The sequence below is a fragment of the Cupriavidus sp. 01L45 genome, from assembly GCF_056399885.1.
The window spans coordinates 1-20,669 of the sequence record NZ_JBFTSG010000093.1; the positions used below are offsets into that span (position 1 = coordinate 1).

Consider the following 20,669-nt stretch of genomic DNA (forward strand, 5'->3'; position numbering starts at 1 on the left):
CACCCCTTCCCATCCCGAACAGGACCGTGAAACGACTCCACGCCGATGATAGTGCGGATACCCGTGTGAAAGTAGGTAATCGCCAGGCTCTCCCTTGAAACCCCCCAGTACGAAAGTACTGGGGGGTTTTGCTTTTGCGGCGGCGATTAATATTGATTAAAACGCCGCTGTCGCGCTGTTTGGGTCGGCAGCTGCTTGTAGGTCCCAGGCGCTCCAGGAAGGCCGTCTGGGGCCTTCCTGGCGGCTCCGGCGAGCCCCTATAGGGTGAAGGTGTTCATTCTTTATCGAACACCGGAGATTGATGGTGTGACCGAAGATGGCCAGTGCAGGCATCGACGTCATCTCCAAATGGGCTGTCCTTCCGGACTTTGCATAGTACGGAAAGTGCTTGACAGCCAAGGAGAGTTACACCATAATCTTAAGTTCTCTGCGGAGAGGTGCCCGAGTGGCTAAAGGGGGCAGACTGTAAATCTGTTGGCTTACGCCTACGTTGGTTCGAATCCAACCCTCTCCACCAAGAATTGCAAAGTAGTAGTGCCCGGCAGGTGTGGGTGAAGCAGAAAGCGTGGTAACCCGGCGGGTGTAGCTCAATGGTAGAGCAGAAGCCTTCCAAGCTTACGACGAGGGTTCGATTCCCTTCACCCGCTCCAGATTGCCCGGGTTGCAGTTCTAAAAGCAGCAGTCAAGTTTCGCCCATGTGGCTCAGTGGTAGAGCACTCCCTTGGTAAGGGAGAGGTCGGCAGTTCGATCCTGCCCATGGGCACCAAATACCGCACTGGCAATATCGCTACCGACACAGGAGTCGCGAAATGGCAAAGGAAAAGTTCGAGCGGACTAAGCCGCACGTGAACGTTGGCACGATTGGTCACGTTGACCATGGCAAGACCACGCTGACGGCCGCGATTGCTACGGTGCTGGCAGCCAAGTTTGGCGGCGCCGCCAAGAAGTACGACGAAGCCCGGGCCACGCTGACTATGTGAAGAACATGATCACGGGCGCAGCGCAGATGGACGGCGCGATCCTGGTGTGCTCGGCCGCTGACGGCCCCATGCCCCAGACCCGCGAACACATCCTGCTGGCCCGCCAGGTTGGCGTGCCTTACATCATCGTGTTCCTGAACAAGTGCGACATGGTCGACGACGCCGAGCTGCTCGAGCTGGTCGAAATGGAAGTGCGCGAGCTCTTGTCCAAGTACGAATTCCCCGGCGACGACACCCCGATCATCAAGGGTTCGGCCAAGCTGGCACTGGAAGGCGACAAGGGCGAACTGGGCGAAGTGGCGATCCTGGCCCTGGCCGACGCGCTGGACACCTACATCCCGACGCCGGAACGTGCCATCGACGGTACCTTCCTGATGCCGGTGGAAGACGTGTTCTCGATCTCGGGCCGTGGCACGGTTGTGACCGGTCGTATCGAGCGCGGCATCATCAAGGTCGGTGAAGAAATCGAAATCGTTGGTATCAAGCCGACGGTCAAGACCATCTGCACCGGCGTGGAAATGTTCCGCAAGCTGCTGGACCAAGGTCAAGCCGGCGACAACGTGGGTCTGCTGCTGCGCGGCACGAAGCGCGAAGACGTCGAGCGCGGCCAAGTGCTGTGCAAGCCGGGTTCGATCAAGCCGCACACGCACTTCACCGGCGAGGTCTACATCTTGTCGAAGGACGAAGGCGGCCGTCACACCCCGTTCTTCAACAACTACCGCCCGCAGTTCTACTTCCGTACGACCGACGTGACTGGCTCGATCGAGCTGCCGAAGGACAAGGAAATGGTCATGCCGGGTGACAACGTGTCGATCACGGTCAAGCTGATTGCCCCGATCGCCATGGAAGAAGGCCTGCGTTTCGCCATCCGTGAAGGCGGTCGTACCGTCGGCGCCGGCGTCGTGGCAAAGATCCTCGACTTCAACTGGCAGAGCGTCGGTCTCCAAAACCGAAGGTTGGGGGTTCGATTCCCTCTGCCCCTGCCAATTCAATCAGCCGCGTCGCGATAGAGAGTATCGTGACGCGGCTTAGTCTCGTTTGCGAAACATGGCCAATCCCAACGTCGAAACCGTCAACGCCGCCAGTGGTAAGTGGTTGCTTGGCGTCGCGGTGCTACTGGTGGTTGCCGGCGTCATCGGTTTCTATGCCCTGGCACAGCAGCCATCCTATGTGCGCGGCGCCGCCCTGTTCGGCGGCATTGCACTGGGCGTGGTGGTCGCGCTGGTCTCGGCACCTGGCAAGGACTTCATCGGTTTCTCCAAGGAATCGTATCGCGAAGTCCGCAAAGTCGTTTGGCCCACCCGCAAGGAAGCCGGGCAAATGACGGGCCTGGTGTTCGTCTTCGTCGTGATCATGGCCGTGTTCCTGTGGTCAGCGGACAAGCTCATCGAGTGGGTCATCTTTTCGCTCGTGCTGGGCTGGAAATGAAGGATAGAACATGACGGATAACGCACAACAGGAAGTCCCCGCAGCTGAATCGCCTTCGTCGAAGAAGCGCTGGTATGTGGTGCACGCTTATTCCGGCATGGAAAAGAGCGTGCAGCGCGCGCTGCAGGAGCGCATCGAACGCGCCGAAATGCAGGACAAGTTCGGCCGCATCCTGGTCCCGTCCGAAGAAGTGGTTGAAATCAAGGGTGGCCAGAAGTCTGTCACCGAGCGCCGTTTCTTCCCGGGTTACGTGCTGGTCGAGATGGAAATGACCGACGAAACCTGGCACCTGGTGAAGAACACCAGCAAGGTCACCGGTTTTGTGGGTGGTGCGCGTAATCGCCCGAGTCCGATTTCCCAGAAGGAAGTCGACAAGATCATGACCCAGATGCAGGAAGGGGTCGAGAAGCCGCGTCCCAAGACGCTGTTCGAAGTGGGCGAGATGGTTCGCGTCAAGGACGGTCCTTTCACCGACTTCAACGGCAATGTCGAGGAAGTGAACTACGAGAAGTCGCGTCTGCGCGTCTCGGTCACCATCTTCGGACGTGCTACTCCGGTCGAACTCGAGTTCGGCCAGGTCGAGAAGGTTTAAGTTTTCGCATTTTATGCTGGCCGCAAGGCGGGCAAAAAATGCACGGCCAGTCCCGCAAGGGGCCGGCCAAAAGAGGAGCGTGAGGCTGGTTGGGGTGGATGAACCGCCCTTGCAGCGTTAGCGCGCTACGACTCAACAGGATCGCATTCCTCCAGGAAGCGGTCCGGATTGGAGTAAATATGGCCAAGAAGATCATTGGCTTTATCAAGCTGCAAATTCCGGCTGGTAAGGCAAATCCCTCCCCGCCCGTGGGCCCCGCACTGGGTCAACGCGGTCTGAACATCATGGAGTTCTGCAAGGCGTTCAACGCGCAGACCCAAGGTATGGAACCCGGCCTGCCGGTGCCGGTGGTGATTACCGCCTTCGCCGACAAGAGCTTCACCTTCGTGATGAAGTCGCCCCCGGCGACTGTGCTGATCAAGAAGGCTGCTGGCCTGACCAAGGGTTCGGCCAAGCCGCACACCGACAAGGTTGGCAAGATCACCCGCGCCCAGGCTGAAGAAATCGCCAAGGCAAAGAACGCTGACCTGACCGCCGCCGATCTGGACGCCGCCGTGCGTACCATCGCCGGTTCGGCYCGTTCGATGGGCATCACCGTGGAGGGTCTGTAAATGGCTAAGGTTTCCAAGCGCGTCGCCGCCAACAAGGCGAAGATCGAGCGCACCAAGTTCTACCCGATCGACGAGGCCCTGGGCCTGGTGAAGGATTGCGCATCGGCCAAGTTCGACGAATCCATCGACGTTTCCGTGCAACTCGGCATTGACGCGAAGAAGTCGGACCAGGTGGTTCGTGGTTCCGTGGTGCTGCCTGCCGGTACCGGCAAGTCGGTCCGCGTGGCTGTGTTCGCCCAAGGCGAAAAGGCTGAAGCTGCCAAGGCAGCTGGCGCCGAAATCGTCGGCATGGAAGACCTGGCTGAGCAAGTCAAGGCCGGCAACCTGAACTTCGACGTGGTGATCGCCTCGCCGGACACGATGCGTATCGTTGGTACGCTGGGTCAGATCCTGGGCCCGCGCGGCCTGATGCCGAACCCGAAGGTTGGTACGGTTACTCCCGACGTGGCCCAGGCTGTGAAGAACGCCAAGGCCGGTCAGGTTCAGTACCGCGTCGACAAGGCCGGTATCATCCACGCCACCATCGGTCGCCGTTCGTTCCAGGATGCGGATCTGAAGCGCAACCTGAACGCGCTGATCGAAGCACTGGTGAAGTCCAAGCCGGCTACCAGCAAGGGCGTGTACCTGCGCAAGATCGCCGTGTCGTCCACCATGGGCGTTGGCGTGCGCGTGGAACAGGCTTCGCTGTCGGCCTAAGGCTGGCGGCACCCACCGGGCGGACCCGATAACGTCGCCCGGTGTAAAGAATTGCAGATCCCGGCCCAGGCCGGGATCGTCTCCAGACTCCAGCGTGGCCCGAGGGCAACGCGGTGAGACAAGGAGCAAGGCTTTGGGCAGCGGTACCCGCCGGCGCGCAAGCGCGAGGCAGGCACCGCTGGTTATCAAAGACCGCTGGTGGCGGGCGCGGCTGCAGTCTGGCTGCCTCGCCTTAATCGGACGGAACGTACGTGGCTCGCCGCGACGCCTACCCGCCCCACCAGCGCAGATGGCGAACCCGAGGGATTGAAGAATCCGGGCAATGACCCGGGTGATTCGGGCCAAAATCGGACGCCGTTCGTTTGGACTGATGTGCGTGCCCCGGACGATCCGGGGGACAAGCATCGTTTTGGAGCTTAACCGTGCCACTCAATATTGAAGATAAGAAGGCCGTCGTTGCTGAGGTTTCGGCGCAAGTCGCTAAAGCCCAGACCATCGTCGTTGCCGAATATCGCGGCATTGCGGTTGGCGATCTGACCAAGCTGCGCGCCAAGGCCCGCGAGCAAGGCGTGTACCTGCGTGTTCTGAAGAACACGCTGGCCCGCCGCGCCGTGGAAGGCACGCCGTTTGCCGGCCTCGCAGAGCAAATGACCGGTCCGCTGATCTACGGTATTTCCGAAGATGCAGTGTCGTCGGCCAAGGTTCTGAACGACTTTGCCAAGACCAACGACAAGTTGGTTCTGCGCGCAGCGTCGTACGACGGCAACGTGCTCGATGCTGCTGCCGTCAAGGCACTGGCCTCGATCCCGAGCCGTGACGAACTGATTGCTCAGCTGCTTGGCGTGATGCAGGCACCGGTGTCGGGCTTCGCCCGTCTGCTGGCCGCCCTGTCCGCCAAGAAGAGCGAAGGCGCCCCTRCCGAAGGCGAAGGCGCAACTGCCGCCGCCGAGAGCGAAGGCGCTGCTGCTTAAGGCGCAAGCCCCCGCAGCCTGGCTCATCAAGATCGCATTACCGATACCGAATCACATTTAGCAGGAGTATTTCAAATGGCAATCAGCAAAGACGACATCCTCGAAGCCGTAGGCGCGATGTCCGTGATGGAACTGAACGACCTGGTCAAGGCGTTTGAAGAGAAGTTTGGCGTTTCCGCCGCTTCGATGGCCGTGGCTGCTGCCCCGGGCGCTGGCGGTGCTGCCGCTGCTGAAGAGCAAACCGAATTCAACGTCATCCTGTCGGAAATCGGCGCAAACAAGGTTGGCGTGATTAAGGCTGTTCGCGAAATCACCGGCCTGGGCCTGAAGGAAGCCAAGGATCTGGTCGACGGCGCACCGAAGGCTGTCAAGGAAGGCGTGGACAAGGCTGCTGCAGCCGACGCCAAGAAGAAGCTGGAAGACGCCGGCGCAAAGGTCGAAGTCAAGTAAGCTGTGCTCGCGTGCCCCATTGGCACGCGAATGGGGCTGGCAAAGGGAGATTCCCGGCGCCAGCCTTTTTGCGCTTCTACGAAGTGTGTTTTACTGTGCACTCGGAAACGTATATAAATGGCGCAAACGATGCTTGATGGCTGGGCGCATGCCTAAGCTTCAGCAGAGGCCAAACATCAGTGGCACACTAGGTGGTTGCTGATGTTTGTCTTCTGAACCGACTGCAGAAGACAAGTTTGGTCGGGTGTCCCCCGGGCCGGTATGACGCATTGCGTCGTTTCTGCCGGCTCGCAGCGTGCGGACACCGTCAGCCAGAGGTTGGTAGCGGCCAACCGCCAAATCCCCTCCCAGTCGCTGAACACCTCAGGTGCTGCGCCGGTCCAGCCAGCCCTGCGATGATTCGGAGATCCCATGGCGTACAGCTTCACCGAAAAGAAGCGCATTCGCAAAAGTTTTGCGAAGCGCGCGACGGTTCATCAGGTTCCTTTCCTGCTTGCCACCCAGATTGAATCCTACGCTCAGTTTCTGCAAGAGGGTACGCCACCCTCACGTCGCAAAACAGAGGGCCTGCAAGCGGCTTTCAGCGCAATCTTCCCGATTGTGTCTCACAACGGGCTCGCCCGTATGGAGTTCGTCTCCTACCATCTGTCCAACCCGCCGTTCGACGTCAAGGAATGTCAACAGCGCGGCCTGACCTTCCACTCGGCGCTGCGTGCCAAGGTGCGCCTGATCATCAACGATCGGGAAAATCCGGGCAAGGTCAAGGAAGTGAAGGAACAGGAAGTCTACATGGGCGAAATTCCGCTCATGACGTCGACCGGTTCGTTCGTGATCAACGGCACCGAGCGTGTGATCGTCTCGCAGCTCCACCGCTCGCCTGGCGTATTCTTCGAGCACGACAAGGGCAAGACCCACAGCTCGGGCAAGCTGCTGTTCTCGGCACGTATCATTCCTTACCGCGGTTCGTGGCTCGATTTCGAGTTCGACCCGAAGGACATCCTGTACTTCCGCGTCGATCGCCGCCGCAAGATGCCGGTGACGATCCTGCTGAAGTCGATCGGCCTGACGCCCGAGCAGATCCTCGCGCACTTCTTCGTGTTCGACAACTTCACGCTGCAGTCGGAAGGCGCGCAGATGGAGTTCGTGCCCGAGCGCCTGCGTGGCGAAGTCGCGCGTTTCGACATTGCCGACAAGGACGGCCGTGTCGTGGTCGAGAAGGACAAGCGGATCAACGCCAAGCACATCCGTGACCTGGATTCCGCCGGTACCAAGCTGATCAGCGTGCCGGAAGACTACCTGCTCGGCCGCGTACTGGCGAAGAACATCATCGACCCGGATACCGGCGAGGTGATTGCCAACGCCAACGACGAGCTGACCGAAACCGTGCTGGAAAACCTGCGCGAAGCCGGCGTCAAGCAGATCCAGACCCTGTACACCAACGATCTGGACCAGGGTCCGTACATGTCGCAGACGCTGCGCGTGGACGACACCGCCGACCAGACCGCTGCGCGTATCGCCATCTACCGCATGATGCGTCCCGGCGAGCCGCCGACCGAAGACGCGGTGGAAGCCCTGTTCCAGCGCCTGTTCTACAGCGAAGAGTCGTACGACCTGTCGCGCGTTGGCCGCATGAAGGTCAACAGCCGCCTGGGCCGCCCGAGCGGCGAAGGCAGCATGGTGCTGCAGGACGAGGACATCCTCGAGACCATCAAGATCCTGGTCAACCTGCGCAACGGCAAGGGCGAGGTCGATGACATCGATCACCTGGGCAATCGTCGCGTGCGTTGCGTCGGCGAACTAGCCGAAAACCAGTTCCGCGCCGGCCTATCGCGCGTGGAGCGCGCCGTCAAGGAACGTCTGGGCCAGGCCGAGACCGAAAACCTGATGCCGCACGATCTGATCAACTCGAAGCCGATTTCGTCGGCGATCCGCGAGTTCTTCGGTTCGTCGCAGCTGTCGCAGTTTATGGACCAGACCAACCCGTTGTCCGAGATCACGCACAAGCGCCGTGTCTCCGCACTGGGCCCGGGCGGTCTAACCCGCGAACGCGCAGGCTTTGAAGTCCGCGACGTGCACCCGACCCACTACGGCCGCGTGTGCCCGATCGAAACGCCGGAAGGTCCGAACATTGGCCTGATCAACTCGCTGGCACTGTACGCACGCCTGAACGAATACGGCTTCCTGGAAACGCCGTACCGCAAGGTGGTCGACAGCAAGCTGACCGATCAGGTCGACTACCTGTCCGCCATCGAAGAAGGCAAGTATGTGGTGGCGCAGGCCAACGCGACGGTCGATACCGACGGTACCCTGATCGACGAACTGGTGTCGTCGCGTGAGGGTAGCGAGCGTGAAACCCGTATGGTCACGCCRGACCGCGTTCAGTACATCGACGTGGCGCCGTCGCAGATCGTGTCMGCGGCGGCATCGCTGGTGCCGTTCCTCGAGCACGACGATGCGAACCGTGCACTGATGGGCGCCAACATGCAGCGTCAGGCCGTGCCTTGCCTGCGTCCGGACAAGCCGCTGGTGGGTACCGGCATCGAGCGTACCGTTGCGGTCGACTCGGGTACCGCCGTGCAGGCAACCCGTGGCGGCGTGGTGGACTACGTCGATGCGATGCGTATCGTGATCCGTGTGAACGACGATGAAGCCGTTGCTGGCGAAGTCGGCGTGGACATCTACAACCTGATCAAGTACACGCGCTCGAACCAGAACACCAACATTAACCAGCGTCCGATGGTCAAGGTTGGCGACTTCGTCGCCCGTGGCGACGTGATCGCCGACGGCGCCTCGACCGACCTGGGCGAGCTCGCGCTCGGCCAGAACATGCTGGTGGCGTTCATGCCGTGGAACGGCTACAACTTCGAAGATTCGATCCTGATCTCCGAACGCGTGGTTGCCGAAGACCGCTACACCTCGATCCACATCGAGGAACTGTCGGTCGTCGCCCGTGACACCAAGCTGGGACCGGAAGAAATCACCCGCGACATCTCCAACCTCGCCGAAGCGCAACTGGCGCGTCTGGACGAGTCCGGCATCACCTACATCGGTGCCGAAGTGGAAGCGGGCGACGTGTTGGTCGGCAAGGTCACGCCCAAGGGCGAGACCCAGCTGACCCCGGAAGAAAAGCTGCTGCGCGCGATCTTCGGCGAGAAGGCTTCGGACGTGAAGGATACGTCGCTGCGCGTGCCCTCGGGCATGAGCGGTATCGTGATCGACGTCCAGGTCTTTACGCGCGAAGGCGTGACCCGCGACAAGCGTGCCCAGTCGATCATCGACGACGAACTGAAGCGCTACCGCCTGGACCTGAACGACCAGCTGCGTATCGTCGAAGGCGATGCCTTCCAGCGTCTGGAGCGCCTGCTGCTCGACAAGACCGTCAACGGCGGTCCGAAGAAGCTGTCCAAGGGCGCCAAACTGACCCGCGAGTACCTGGCCGACCTGGACAAGTACCACTGGTTCGACATCCGTCCGGCCGACGAGGAAGTTGCTGCCCAGCTGGAAGCCGTCAAGGAAGCCATCGAGCAGAAGCGTCACGAGTTCGACCTGGCCTTCGAAGAAAAGCGCAAGAAGCTCACGCAAGGCGACGAACTGCCGCCGGGCGTGATCAAGATGGTCAAGGTGTACCTGGCCGTCAAGCGCCGCCTGCAGCCTGGCGACAAGATGGCAGGCCGTCACGGTAACAAGGGCGTTGTGTCGAAGATCGTTCCGATCGAAGACATGCCCTACATGGCCGACGGCACGCCTGCCGACATCGTGCTGAACCCGCTCGGCGTGCCGTCGCGGATGAATGTGGGCCAGATTCTGGAAACCCACCTGGGCTGGGCTGCGCGCGGTCTGGGCCAGCGCATCGGTTCCATGCTCAAGGCACAGGCGAAGGCGCAGGAACTGCGTCCGTTGCTGGCTCAGATCTACAACGAGAGCGGCAAGCCGGAAGACCTCGACAGCCTGTCCGACGCCGAAGTGCTGGAACTGGCCACCAACCTGAAGAAGGGTGTGCCGTTCGCTACGCCGGTGTTTGACGGTGCGCATGAAGACGAAATCCGTCGCATGCTGGACCTGGCCTACCCGGACGCGATTGCCAAGGAAATGGGCCTGACCGCTTCCAAGCAACAGGTCACGCTGCACGACGGCCGTACCGGTGAAGCGTTCGAGCGTCCGGTGACGCTGGGCGTGATGCACATGCTGAAGCTGCACCACTTGGTCGACGACAAGATGCACGCCCGTTCGACCGGTCCGTACTCGCTGGTCACCCAGCAGCCGCTGGGTGGTAAGGCGCAGTTCGGTGGCCAGCGTTTCGGTGAAATGGAAGTGTGGGCGCTGGAAGCTTACGGCGCCTCCTACGTGTTGCAGGAAATGCTGACGGTCAAGTCCGATGACGTGAACGGCCGGACCAAGGTCTACGAGAACATCGTCAAGGGCGAGCACTCGATCGACGCCGGCATGCCGGAATCGTTCAACGTGCTGGTGAAGGAAATCCGTTCGCTGGGTATCGACATCGACCTCGATCGCTACTGATTGAGATTGCGCGGGGGGCCGGCAATAGCCAATGGCCCACCTCCCGCCGAATGCCCGCTACGGTTTTCCCACAGGATGAATGCCGCGGGCCCGRCATGATGTCGGGCTGGCGGCGAAACAAGGAGTTGCAATGAAAGCATTGCTCGATCTCTTTAAGCAGGTTCAGCAGGAAGAGCAGTTCGACGCGATCAAGATCGGCCTGGCATCGCCGGAGAAGATTCGTTCGTGGTCGTACGGTGAAGTGAAGAAGCCGGAAACCATCAACTACCGGACCTTCAAGCCCGAGCGCGATGGCCTGTTCTGCGCCAAGATCTTTGGCCCGATCAAGGACTACGAGTGCCTGTGCGGCAAGTACAAGCGCCTGAAGCACCGTGGCGTGATCTGCGAGAAGTGCGGCGTTGAAGTGACGCTGGCCAAGGTGCGCCGTGAGCGCATGGGCCACATTGAACTGGCCGCGCCGACCGCGCACATCTGGTTCCTGAAGTCGCTGCCGTCGCGTCTGGGCATGGTGCTCGACATGACGCTGCGCGATATCGAACGCGTCCTGTATTTCGAAGCATTCGTGGTGCTCGAACCCGGCATGACCCCGCTCAAGAAGAGCCAGATCATGTCCGAGGACGACTACATCGCCAAGTGCGAGGAGTACGGCGAAGGCGAATTCGTGGCCATGATGGGTGCCGAAGGCATCCGTGAACTGCTGCGCGGCATCGACATTGAAAAGCAGATCGAAACGATCCGCGCCGAGCTGCAGACCACTGGTTCCGAAGCCAAGATCAAGAAATTCGCCAAGCGCCTGAAGGTGCTTGAAGCGTTCCAGCGTTCGGGCATCAAGCCGGAATGGATGATCCTGGAAGTGCTGCCGGTGCTGCCGCCCGAACTGCGTCCGCTGGTACCGCTCGATGGCGGCCGTTTCGCCACCTCGGACCTGAACGACCTGTATCGCCGCGTCATCAATCGTAACAACCGCCTGAAGCGCCTGCTGGAACTGAAGGCGCCTGAAATCATCGTGCGCAACGAAAAGCGCATGCTGCAGGAAGCGGTTGACTCGCTGCTGGACAACGGTCGCCGCGGCAAGGCGATGACGGGCGCCAACAAGCGTCCGCTGAAGTCGCTGGCCGAAATGATCAAGGGCAAGGGCGGCCGTTTCCGCCAGAACTTGCTGGGCAAGCGCGTCGACTACTCCGGCCGTTCGGTCATCGTGGTGGGTCCGACCCTCAAGCTGCACCAGTGCGGCCTGCCCAAGCTGATGGCGCTCGAGCTGTTCAAGCCGTTCATCTTCCACAAGCTGGAAACGATGGGCATCGCCACCACCATCAAGGCGGCGAAGAAGGAAGTGGAAAGCCAGACCGCGGTGGTGTGGGACATCCTCGAAGAGGTGATCCGCGAGCATCCGGTCATGCTGAACCGTGCACCGACGCTGCACCGCCTGGGTATCCAGGCGTTCGAGCCGGTGCTGATCGAAGGCAAGGCCATCCAGCTGCACCCGCTCGTCTGCGCGGCGTTCAACGCCGACTTCGACGGTGACCAGATGGCTGTGCACGTCCCGCTGTCGCTGGAAGCGCAGATGGAAGCCCGCACCCTGATGCTGGCCTCCAACAACGTGCTGTTCCCGGCCAACGGCGATCCGTCGATCGTGCCGTCGCAAGACGTGGTGCTGGGTCTGTACTACACGACCCGCGACAAGATCAACGGCAAGGGCGAAGGCCTGACGTTTGCCGACATCAGCGAAGTGATCCGCGCCTACGAGAACAAGGAAGTCGAACTGGCTTCCCGCGTGAACGTGCGTATCACCGAGTATGAACTGGTCGACAAGGACGCCGTGGGCGACGCCCGCTTCGCGCCCAAGATCACGCTGCAGGCCACCACGGTCGGCCGCGCGATCATGTCCGAGATCCTGCCGAAGGGCCTGCCTTTCTCGGTGCTGAACAAGCCGCTGAAGAAGAAGGAAATCTCGCGCCTGATCAACACCGCGTTCCGCAAGTGCGGTCTGCGTGAAACCGTGATCTTCGCCGACAAGCTGCTGCAGTCGGGTTTCCGCCTGGCAACGCGCGCCGGTATCTCGATCGCCATCGACGACATGCTGGTGCCACCGCAAAAGGAAAAGATCATTTCCGACGCGGCTGCCAAGGTCAAGGAATACGACAAGCAGTACATGTCGGGCCTGGTGACCGACCAGGAACGCTACAACAACGTCGTGGACATCTGGGGCGCTGCCGGCGACCAGGTGGGCAAGGCGATGATGGAGCAGCTCCAGCACGAGGACGTGGTCGACCGTGACGGCAACACCGTCAAGCAAGACTCGTTCAACTCGATTTACATGATGGCCGACTCGGGCGCGCGCGGTTCCGCTGCGCAGATCCGTCAGCTGGCCGGCATGCGGGGCCTGATGGCCAAGCCGGATGGCTCGATCATTGAAACGCCGATTACGGCGAACTTCCGTGAAGGCCTGAACGTTCTGCAGTACTTCATCTCCACCCACGGCGCGCGTAAGGGCCTGGCGGATACGGCACTGAAGACCGCGAACTCGGGTTACCTGACCCGTCGTCTGGTCGATGTGACGCAGGATCTGGTGGTGGTGGAAGACGATTGCGGCACGACCAACGGCGTGGCCATGAAGGCCCTGGTCGAGGGTGGTGAAGTGATCGAAGCCCTGCGCGACCGTATTCTCGGCCGTGTGACGGTGACCGACGTGGTGAACCCGGAAACCCAGGAAACCGCGATCGAGGCCGGCACCCTGCTGGACGAAGATCTGGTCGACATGATCGACGCCATCGGCGTGGACGAAGTGAAGGTGCGTACCCCGCTGTCGTGCGACACGCGCTACGGCCTGTGCGGCATGTGCTATGGCCGCGACCTGGGCCGCGGCGTGCTGGTGAACTCCGGCGAAGCGGTTGGCGTGATCGCCGCTCAGTCGATCGGCGAGCCGGGCACGCAGCTGACCATGCGTACGTTCCACATCGGCGGCGCGGCATCGCGTTCGGCAGTGGCATCCAGCGTGGAAGCGAAGGCAACCGGTACCGTGCGTTTCACGGCGACCATGCGCTACGTCACCAATGCGAAGGGCGAACTGATCGTCATCTCGCGTTCCGGCGAAGCCCTGATCACCGACGACCATGGCCGCGAGCGCGAGCGTCACAAGATCCCGTACGGCGCCACGCTGCTGGTGCAGGACGGCCAGGCCATCAAGGCTGGTACGCAGCTGGCCACGTGGGACGCGCTGACGCGCCCGATCGTGTCGGAGTACACCGGCACGACCAAGTTCGAGAACGTCGAAGAAGGCGTGACCGTCGCCAAGCAGATGGACGAAGTCACCGGCCTGTCGACCCTCGTGGTGATCGATGCCAAGCGCCGTACGGCTGCCACCAAGGGCCTGCGCCCGCAGGTGAAGCTGCTCGACGCCAACGGCCAGGAAGTGAAGATTCCGGGCACGGACCATTCCGTGACCATCGGCTTCCAGGTCGGCGCGCTGATCACCGTGAAGGACGGCCAGCAAGTGCATGTGGGTGAAGTGCTCGCACGTATCCCGACCGAATCGCAAAAGACCCGCGACATTACCGGGGGTCTGCCGCGCGTGGCCGAGCTGTTCGAAGCGCGTTCGCCGAAGGACGCCGCCGTGCTGGCGGAAGTCACCGGCACCACGTCGTTCGGCAAGGACACCAAGGGCAAGCAACGCCTGGTGATTACGGACCTGGACGGCAACGCCCACGAGTTCCTGATCACCAAGGAAAAGCAAGTCCTGGTGCACGATGGCCAGGTGGTGAACAAGGGCGAAATGATCGTGGAAGGTCCGGCGGACCCGCACGACATCCTGCGCCTGAAGGGCATCGAGGAACTGGCGCACTACATCGTCGACGAAGTGCAGGACGTGTACCGTCTGCAGGGCGTGAAGATCAACGACAAGCACATCGAAGTGATCGTGCGCCAGATGCTGCGCCGCGTGCAGATCTCGGATGTGGGCGACACCAAGTTCATCCCGGGTGAACAGGTGGAGCGTTCGGAACTGCTCGACGAGAACGATCGCGTGATCGCCGAAGGCAAGCGTCCGGCCACGTACGAAAACCTGCTGCTCGGTATCACCAAGGCGTCGCTGTCCACCGACAGCTTCATCTCGGCGGCATCGTTCCAGGAAACCACCCGCGTGCTGACCGAAGCCGCGATCATGGGCAAGACCGACGACCTGCGTGGTCTGAAGGAAAACGTGATCGTTGGCCGACTGATCCCCGCTGGTACTGGTCTGGCCTACCACCGCGCCCGCAAGGCGCGCGAGGCGGCCGAGCGCGAACGCGCCCAGGCGATCTCCGACGAAGAGCAGTCGCTCTTCATCGAGCCGCCGGTGGTGCCGGCGACGACCGAAGGCGAGGGCGACGCGGTTTAAGACTGCCAGCCTGAACCTGCAGCAAGCTGCATGAAGATGCCCGGCCCTGGTGGCCGGGCATTTTTTTGCCTGCTTCTATATTTTGGATTTTGTTTTGCCGTGCCTTGTTTCGACATTGTTATTCATCGTGTGCATTTTTGCCGGCAAACACACTGGCGCCGCGCCGGCCSAAAGGTTTCAGGGAACATTCGTCACGGTACGAAGCAGTTGGCCGCCCCCTTGGTGGTATGGTTACGCCTTTCGCGGTCCCACCCTCTTTTTTAAGCTGTAGATATGTCGCGCGCCCTGGCGATTCTCAAGGATGTTTTCGGCTACCACGCCTTCCGCGGCCGGCAGGCGGAGATCATCGACCACGTGGCGGACGGTGGCGATTGCCTGGTGTTGATGCCCACCGGTGGCGGCAAGTCGCTGTGTTACCAGATTCCGGCGCTGATGCGGCAGCGGGCAGGCCAGGGGGTCGGCATCGTGGTGTCGCCGCTGATCGCGCTGATGCAGGACCAGGTCGCTGCCTTGTCGGAGGCCGGCGTGCGCGCGGCCGTGCTGAACTCGACGCTCAGCGGCGCCGAGGCTTCGGCGGTGGAGCGCGACCTGCTCGCTGGCAGGCTCGAGATCCTCTACGTGGCGCCCGAGCGGCTGATGACACCGCGCTTCCAGGACCTGCTCGAGCGTACCCGTATCGGCGTGTTCGCCATTGATGAGGCGCACTGCGTGTCGCAGTGGGGGCATGATTTCCGCCCCGAGTACATCCAGCTCTCGGTGCTGCACGAGCGCTTCCCGCAGGTGCCGCGCATTGCGCTGACGGCTACCGCGGATTCGGTCACGCGCGAGGAAATCGTCGAGCGGTTGGCGCTGCACGATGCGCGCGTCTTCATTTCCAGCTTCGACCGGCCCAATATCCGCTATCGCATCGTCGAGAAGGACAATGCGCGCCAGCAGCTGCTGGCCTTTATCAAGGCCGAGCACCTGGCCGCCGACGGCACCCACGACAGCGGCATCGTCTATTGCCTGTCGCGCAAGAAGGTGGAGGACACGGCCAGCTATCTCAGCGGCCAGGGACTCAACGCGCTGCCATACCATGCCGGCATGGATGCGGGCGTGCGCCAGCACCACCAGGCCCGTTTTCGCGAAGAAGAGGGCGTGATCATGGTGGCAACCATCGCTTTCGGCATGGGGATCGACAAGCCTGACGTGCGATTCGTGGCTCACCTGGACCTGCCCAAGAGCATGGAAGGCTACTACCAGGAGACCGGCCGCGCCGGTCGTGACGGGTTGCCGGCCAACGCATGGATGGCCTATGGCCTCGGCGACGTGGTCCAGCAAAAACGCATGATCGACGAGTCCGAGGCGGATGAAGCGCACAAGCGCGTCTCGTCCGCAAAGCTCGACGCCCTGCTCGGGCTGTGCGAGACGGCCGGATGCCGGCGCGTCCGCATCCTGGGGTATTTCGACGAGGCCAGCGCGCCTTGCGGCAATTGCGACACTTGCCTGGAGCCGCCCGCGACGTGGGACGGGACGCGCGAGGCGCAGATGGCGCTGTCGTGCGTCTACCGCACCGCGCAGGCCAGCCGCATCCATTTCGGCGCCACCCACATGATCGACGTGCTGCGTGGCAACGCATCGGAAAAAATCCGGCAGTGGGGGCACGACAAGGTGTCCACCTTTGGCATCGGCGCGGACCGGACGGTATCCGAATGGCATGCCATCTTCCGTCAACTGATTGCGCACGGACTGCTGATGATCGACCACGGCGGCCACGGCGCGCTGCTGTTGGGCGAGTCCGCACGCGCGGTGCTCAAGGGCGAGACGCAGATTACGCTGCGCCGGCAGGCCAGCAAGCCAGCCAAGAGCGGCGAGCGGTCCACACGCGGCACCGGCACCCGTACCGACCATACCGCCGGCATGGACACCGAGGCGCTGGCCAACTGGGAGGCGCTGCGCAAGTGGCGGACCGAGACGGCGCGCGAGCACGGCGTGCCGGCCTATGTGATCTTCCACGACGCTACACTGGCCGAACTGGCGCGCAGCGCACCGGAGTCGCTGACAGCAATGGCCGAAGTGCCTGGCATTGGTGCCGCCAAGCTTGAGCGCTATGGCGACGCCATCCTCGAAACGCTGGGTGCCGTATCCGACTTCTGATGCCCGGATGCGCATCAAGCGGCAAGCGGCAAGCGGCAAGCGGCAAGCGGCAAGCGGCAAGCGGCAAGCGGCAAGCGGCAGAAGCTGCTTGACCGTTTACGTCTCCGCTGTTAGCATGGCAGATTCGAGTTTTTGGCTTTGGATTTCGCTCGCCTGTCAGATTTGTGGCCTTCGGTTCGCAATCGGCAAGCCCACCAAGGGGGTCGTGTGATGCTCTGGTGGTGTGGTCGCAGCGGGATCCCAGGCGAGCTCGCGTTCTTTGGCCAGTCTGTTCCTCCACAGGTCCGTCTCAAGAGCGCTCGCTCACCTTTCCCGCCCAAAACCCGTCGTTGCCTCTTCGGCCCATTGCTTGTGGCCCCAGGGGTGTTTTTCCGTAAAACCAAGCTGGATTGAACAATGCCAACTATCAACCAACTGGTTCGCAAGCCGCGCGTCTCTGAAGTCGTCAAGAGCAAGAGCCCGGCGCTTGAGAACTGCCCCCAGCGTCGCGGCGTGTGCACCCGTGTGTACACCACGACGCCGAAGAAGCCGAACTCGGCACTGCGTAAGGTCGCCAAGGTGCGCCTGACCAACGGTTTCGAGGTCATCTCGTACATCGGCGGTGAAGGCCACAACCTGCAAGAACACTCGGTCGTGCTGATCCGCGGCGGCCGTGTGAAGGATTTGCCGGGTGTGCGTTACCACATCGTCCGTGGCTCGCTGGACTTGCAAGGCGTGAAGGATCGTCGCCAGGCACGTTCGAAGTACGGCGCGAAGCGTCCGAAGGCTGCTTAAGGCTAACGCCAGGCAAGCCGGGCATAAAGCCCGAAGCAACAAACGATGGCCTGTGGCGGTTGCGTCATGGTGCTGTCACCAGGCGGCGGTAAAACGGAGCGTTTATGCGCCGTGCCGTCGAGTAAGTGGTCACCCGGCGAATTTGCCTGAATGAGAGGCAAGCTAGTTGGTGGCCGGAGAGCGGGAAATAGCCGCGCTCTCAACTGAATCTAAAGGAAAGAAGATGCCACGTCGTCGTGAAGTCCCCAAGCGGGATATCCTGCCCGATCCGAAATTCGGTAACGTTGAAGTTGCCAAGTTCATGAACGTCCTGATGCTGGACGGCAAGAAGTCGGTTGCCGAACGTATCGTTTATGGCGCGTTCGACCAGATCGAAAAGAAGGCAGGCAAGGCCCCCGTAGAAGTGTTTTCCGTTGCCATCAACAACGTGAAGCCGGTGGTCGAAGTGAAGAGCCGTCGCGTGGGCGGCGCCAACTATCAGGTTCCGGTCGAAGTCCGTCCGTCGCGTCGTTTGGCATTGGCGATGCGTTGGTTGCGCGAGGCCGCGAAAAAACGCAGCGAGAAGTCGATGGCGCTGCGCCTGGCAGGTGAGCTGCTGGAAGCAGCGGAAGGCCGCGGCGGCGCGATGAAGAAGCGCGACGAAGTGCACCGCATGGCCGAAGCCAACAAGGCGTTCTCGCACTTCCGCTTCTAAAGCGCGCGAGTTACGCGGTTGGTTGCCGGGCGGGCTGTGTAATGACACGCTCGCCCGTTTGTGTTACGGGCGTTGGCAATGAGATGCCGGCGTCTCACGGACGAATAGAGGATTAAAGTGGCTCGTAAGACTCCCATTGAGCGCTACCGTAATATCGGTATCTCGGCTCACATTGACGCGGGTAAAACCACCACGACCGAGCGGATCCTGTTCTACACCGGTGTGAACCACAAGATCGGTGAAGTGCATGATGGCGCCGCCACGATGGACTGGATGGAGCAGGAACAGGAGCGTGGCATCACGATCACCTCCGCTGCCACCACCGCCTTCTGGAAGGGCATGGCCGGCAATTACCCGGAACACCGCATCAACATCATCGACACCCCGGGCCACGTGGACTTCACCATCGAGGTGGAGCGTTCCATGCGCGTGCTGGACGGCGCTTGCATGGTCTACTGCGCAGTGGGTGGCGTGCAGCCCCAGTCGGAAACCGTGTGGCGTCAGGCTAACAAGTATGGCGTTCCGCGCCTGGCCTTTGTCAACAAGATGGACCGTACCGGCGCGAACTTTTTCAAGGTCTACGACCAGCTGAAGACCCGCCTGAAGGCCAGCCCGGTTCCCGTCGTCGTGCCTATCGGCGCCGAAGACACCTTCAAGGGTGTGGTCGACCTCATCAAGATGAAAGCGATCATCTGGGACGAGGCCAGCCAAGGTACCAAGTTCGACTACGTGGACATCCCGGCTGAACTGGCCGACTCGTGCAACGAATGGCGCGAGAAGATGGTCGAGGCAGCTGCCGAGTCGAACGAAGAACTGATGAACAAGTATCTGGAAGAGGGCGAACTGTCCGAAGCCGAGATCATCAAGGGCCTGCGCGACCGTACCATCGCCTGCGAAATCCAGCCGATGCTGTGCGGCACCGCGTTCAAGAACAAGGGTGTGCAGCGTATGCTGGACGCCGTGATCGACTTCCTGCCGTCGCCGGTCGACATCCCGCCGGTCACCGGCGTGGACGATGACGACAAGGAAGTGTCGCGCCGTGCTGCGGACGACGAAAAGTTCTCCGCGCTGGCGTTCAAGATCATGACCGACCCGTTCGTCGGCCAGCTGATCTTCTTCCGCGTGTACTCGGGCAAGGTCAATTCGGGCGACACCATCTACAACCCGGTCAAGAGCAAGAAGGAACGCCTGGGCCGGATTCTGCAGATGCACGCCAACCAGCGCGAAGAAATCAAGGAAGTGCTGGCAGGCGACATCGCCGCTGCGGTTGGCCTGAAAGAAGCCACCACGGGCGACACGCTGTGCGATCCGGACCACATCATCATCCTGGAACGCATGGTGTTCCCGGAGCCGGTGATTTCGCAGGCCGTCGAGCCGAAGACCAAGGCTGACCAGGAGAAGATGGGCATCGCCCTGAACCGCCTGGCACAGGAAGATCCGTCGTTCCGCGTCAAGACCGACGAAGAATCCGGCCAGACCATCATTTCGGGCATGGGCGAGCTCCACCTGGAAATTCTGGTCGACCGCATGAAGCGCGAATTCGGCGTGGAAGCCACCGTGGGCAAGCCTCAGGTTGCCTACCGCGAAACCATCCGCAAGGTCTGCGAAGAAGTCGAAGGCAAGTTCGTCAAGCAGTCGGGCGGCCGTGGCCAGTACGGTCACGTGGTGCTCAAGCTCGAGCCGCAGGAACCGGGCAAGGGCTACGAGTTCGTCGACGCCATCAAGGGCGGCGTGGTGCCGCGCGAGTACATCCCCGCGGTGGACAAGGGCATTACCGAAACCCTGAACGCCGGCGTGCTGGCAGGTTTCCCGGTGGTCGACGTCAAGGTCACGCTGTTCTTCGGTTCGTACCACGATGTGGACTCGAACGAAAACGCGTTCAAGATGGCCGGCTCCATGGGCTTCAAGGAAGGTATGCGCCGCGCCAGCCCGGTGCTGCTCGAGCCGATGATGGCCGTGGAAGTGGAAACGCCGGAAGACTTCATGGGTAACGTGATGGGCGACCTGTCGTCGCGTCGCGGCATTATCCAGGGCATGGACGACATGGTCGGCGGCGGCAAGATCCTGCGCGCGGAAGTTCCGCTGGCAGAGATGTTCGGCTACTCGACCTCGCTGCGTTCGGCCACGCAAGGCCGCGCTACGTACACGATGGAGTTCAAGCACTACGCTGAAGCTCCGAAGAACGTAGCCGACGCCGTGATCACGGCTCGCGGCAAGTAAGAAAAAAATCCGCCGCCGCGCGTTGTGCGCGGCGGCACTATGAACACGACATACTGGTTTCGATTAGGAGCTGAAAAATGGCAAAGGAAAAGTTCGAGCGGACTAAGCCGCACGTGAACGTTGGCACGATTGGTCACGTTGACCATGGCAAGACCACGCTGACGGCCGCGATTGCTACGGTGCTGGCAGCCAAGTTTGGCGGCGCCGCCAAGAAGTACGACGAA

Annotated in this window: 13 protein-coding genes, 3 tRNA genes, 1 rRNA gene and 1 pseudogene; all 18 read left to right on the plus strand. The window is 61.5% G+C overall.

Annotated elements, in window-relative coordinates:
• Window positions 1-88, plus strand: a 5S ribosomal RNA gene (gene rrf, locus AC1DT6_RS38490); the annotation flags it as partial.
• A gap of 343 nt (window positions 89-431) precedes the next feature.
• A tRNA-Tyr gene (locus AC1DT6_RS38495) sits at window positions 432-517 on the plus strand.
• 59 nt (window positions 518-576) lie between these two features.
• Window positions 577-650: transfer RNA gene (locus tag AC1DT6_RS38500), tRNA-Gly, on the plus strand.
• A 41-nt stretch (window positions 651-691) separates the two neighbouring features.
• A tRNA-Thr gene (locus AC1DT6_RS38505) sits at window positions 692-766 on the plus strand.
• Window positions 767-809: 43 nt separating this feature from the next.
• Window positions 810-1,990, plus strand: a pseudogene (gene tuf, locus AC1DT6_RS38510) (elongation factor Tu).
• Window positions 1,991-2,027: 37 nt separating this feature from the next.
• Window positions 2,028-2,408 carry a preprotein translocase subunit SecE gene (gene secE / locus AC1DT6_RS38515; RefSeq protein WP_045243152.1) on the plus strand — a complete coding sequence of 127 codons (381 nt, stop codon included), beginning with the start codon at window positions 2,028-2,030 and terminating at the stop codon, window positions 2,406-2,408.
• Between the two features lie 10 nt (window positions 2,409-2,418).
• A complete protein-coding gene (gene nusG, locus AC1DT6_RS38520; RefSeq protein WP_006162340.1) occupies window positions 2,419-3,000 on the plus strand; it encodes a transcription termination/antitermination protein NusG in 582 nt (193 codons plus the stop codon).
• Between the two features lie 179 nt (window positions 3,001-3,179).
• On the plus strand, window positions 3,180-3,611 hold the full coding sequence (gene rplK / locus AC1DT6_RS38525; protein ID WP_006162338.1) for a 50S ribosomal protein L11: 432 nt from the start codon (window positions 3,180-3,182) through the stop codon (window positions 3,609-3,611).
• Window positions 3,612-4,307 (plus strand): 50S ribosomal protein L1, encoded by a 696-nt coding sequence (rplA, locus tag AC1DT6_RS38530; protein ID WP_035876155.1) that lies wholly within the window; start codon window positions 3,612-3,614, stop codon window positions 4,305-4,307. It begins immediately after the preceding gene.
• Between the two features lie 422 nt (window positions 4,308-4,729).
• Window positions 4,730-5,278, plus strand: coding sequence for a 50S ribosomal protein L10 (rplJ, locus tag AC1DT6_RS38535; protein WP_477115486.1), 549 nt, complete (start codon window positions 4,730-4,732; stop codon window positions 5,276-5,278).
• A 75-nt stretch (window positions 5,279-5,353) separates the two neighbouring features.
• On the plus strand, window positions 5,354-5,728 hold the full coding sequence (gene rplL / locus AC1DT6_RS38540; protein WP_035876154.1) for a 50S ribosomal protein L7/L12: 375 nt from the start codon (window positions 5,354-5,356) through the stop codon (window positions 5,726-5,728).
• A gap of 411 nt (window positions 5,729-6,139) precedes the next feature.
• Window positions 6,140-10,246 (plus strand): DNA-directed RNA polymerase subunit beta, encoded by a 4,107-nt coding sequence (gene rpoB / locus AC1DT6_RS38545; RefSeq protein WP_035876151.1) that lies wholly within the window; start codon window positions 6,140-6,142, stop codon window positions 10,244-10,246.
• 130 nt (window positions 10,247-10,376) lie between these two features.
• The gene (gene rpoC, locus AC1DT6_RS38550; RefSeq protein WP_035876149.1) at window positions 10,377-14,621 is read left to right on the plus strand and encodes a DNA-directed RNA polymerase subunit beta'; all 4,245 of its coding nucleotides are present in this window, start codon (window positions 10,377-10,379) and stop codon (window positions 14,619-14,621) included.
• 273 nt (window positions 14,622-14,894) lie between these two features.
• Entirely contained in the window at window positions 14,895-16,757 is a 1,863-nt protein-coding gene (gene recQ / locus AC1DT6_RS38555) for a DNA helicase RecQ (protein WP_441635847.1), read from the plus strand.
• Window positions 16,758-17,153: 396 nt separating this feature from the next.
• Window positions 17,154-17,531 (plus strand): 30S ribosomal protein S12, encoded by a 378-nt coding sequence (rpsL, locus tag AC1DT6_RS38560; RefSeq protein ID WP_006162330.1) that lies wholly within the window; start codon window positions 17,154-17,156, stop codon window positions 17,529-17,531.
• 223 nt (window positions 17,532-17,754) lie between these two features.
• Window positions 17,755-18,225 (plus strand): 30S ribosomal protein S7, encoded by a 471-nt coding sequence (gene rpsG, locus AC1DT6_RS38565; RefSeq protein ID WP_035876146.1) that lies wholly within the window; start codon window positions 17,755-17,757, stop codon window positions 18,223-18,225.
• Window positions 18,226-18,342: 117 nt separating this feature from the next.
• The gene (gene fusA, locus AC1DT6_RS38570; RefSeq protein WP_441635849.1) at window positions 18,343-20,445 is read left to right on the plus strand and encodes an elongation factor G; all 2,103 of its coding nucleotides are present in this window, start codon (window positions 18,343-18,345) and stop codon (window positions 20,443-20,445) included.
• Window positions 20,446-20,522: 77 nt separating this feature from the next.
• Window positions 20,523-20,669 (plus strand): GTP-binding protein (locus AC1DT6_RS38575; protein ID WP_441643095.1); only part of this gene is annotated, 147 nt, incomplete at its 3' end.

Coding starts and splice junctions, on each gene's coding strand:
- secE (WP_045243152.1), top strand. CDS start 2,028: ATGGCCAATCCCAACGTCGAAACCGTCAACGCCGCCAGTGGTAAGTGG.
- nusG (WP_006162340.1), top strand. CDS start 2,419: ATGACGGATAACGCACAACAGGAAGTCCCCGCAGCTGAATCGCCTTCG.
- rplA (WP_035876155.1), top strand. CDS start 3,612: ATGGCTAAGGTTTCCAAGCGCGTCGCCGCCAACAAGGCGAAGATCGAG.
- rplL (WP_035876154.1), top strand. CDS start 5,354: ATGGCAATCAGCAAAGACGACATCCTCGAAGCCGTAGGCGCGATGTCC.
- rpoC (WP_035876149.1), top strand. CDS start 10,377: ATGAAAGCATTGCTCGATCTCTTTAAGCAGGTTCAGCAGGAAGAGCAG.
- recQ (WP_441635847.1), top strand. CDS start 14,895: ATGTCGCGCGCCCTGGCGATTCTCAAGGATGTTTTCGGCTACCACGCC.
- rpsL (WP_006162330.1), top strand. CDS start 17,154: ATGCCAACTATCAACCAACTGGTTCGCAAGCCGCGCGTCTCTGAAGTC.
- rpsG (WP_035876146.1), top strand. CDS start 17,755: ATGCCACGTCGTCGTGAAGTCCCCAAGCGGGATATCCTGCCCGATCCG.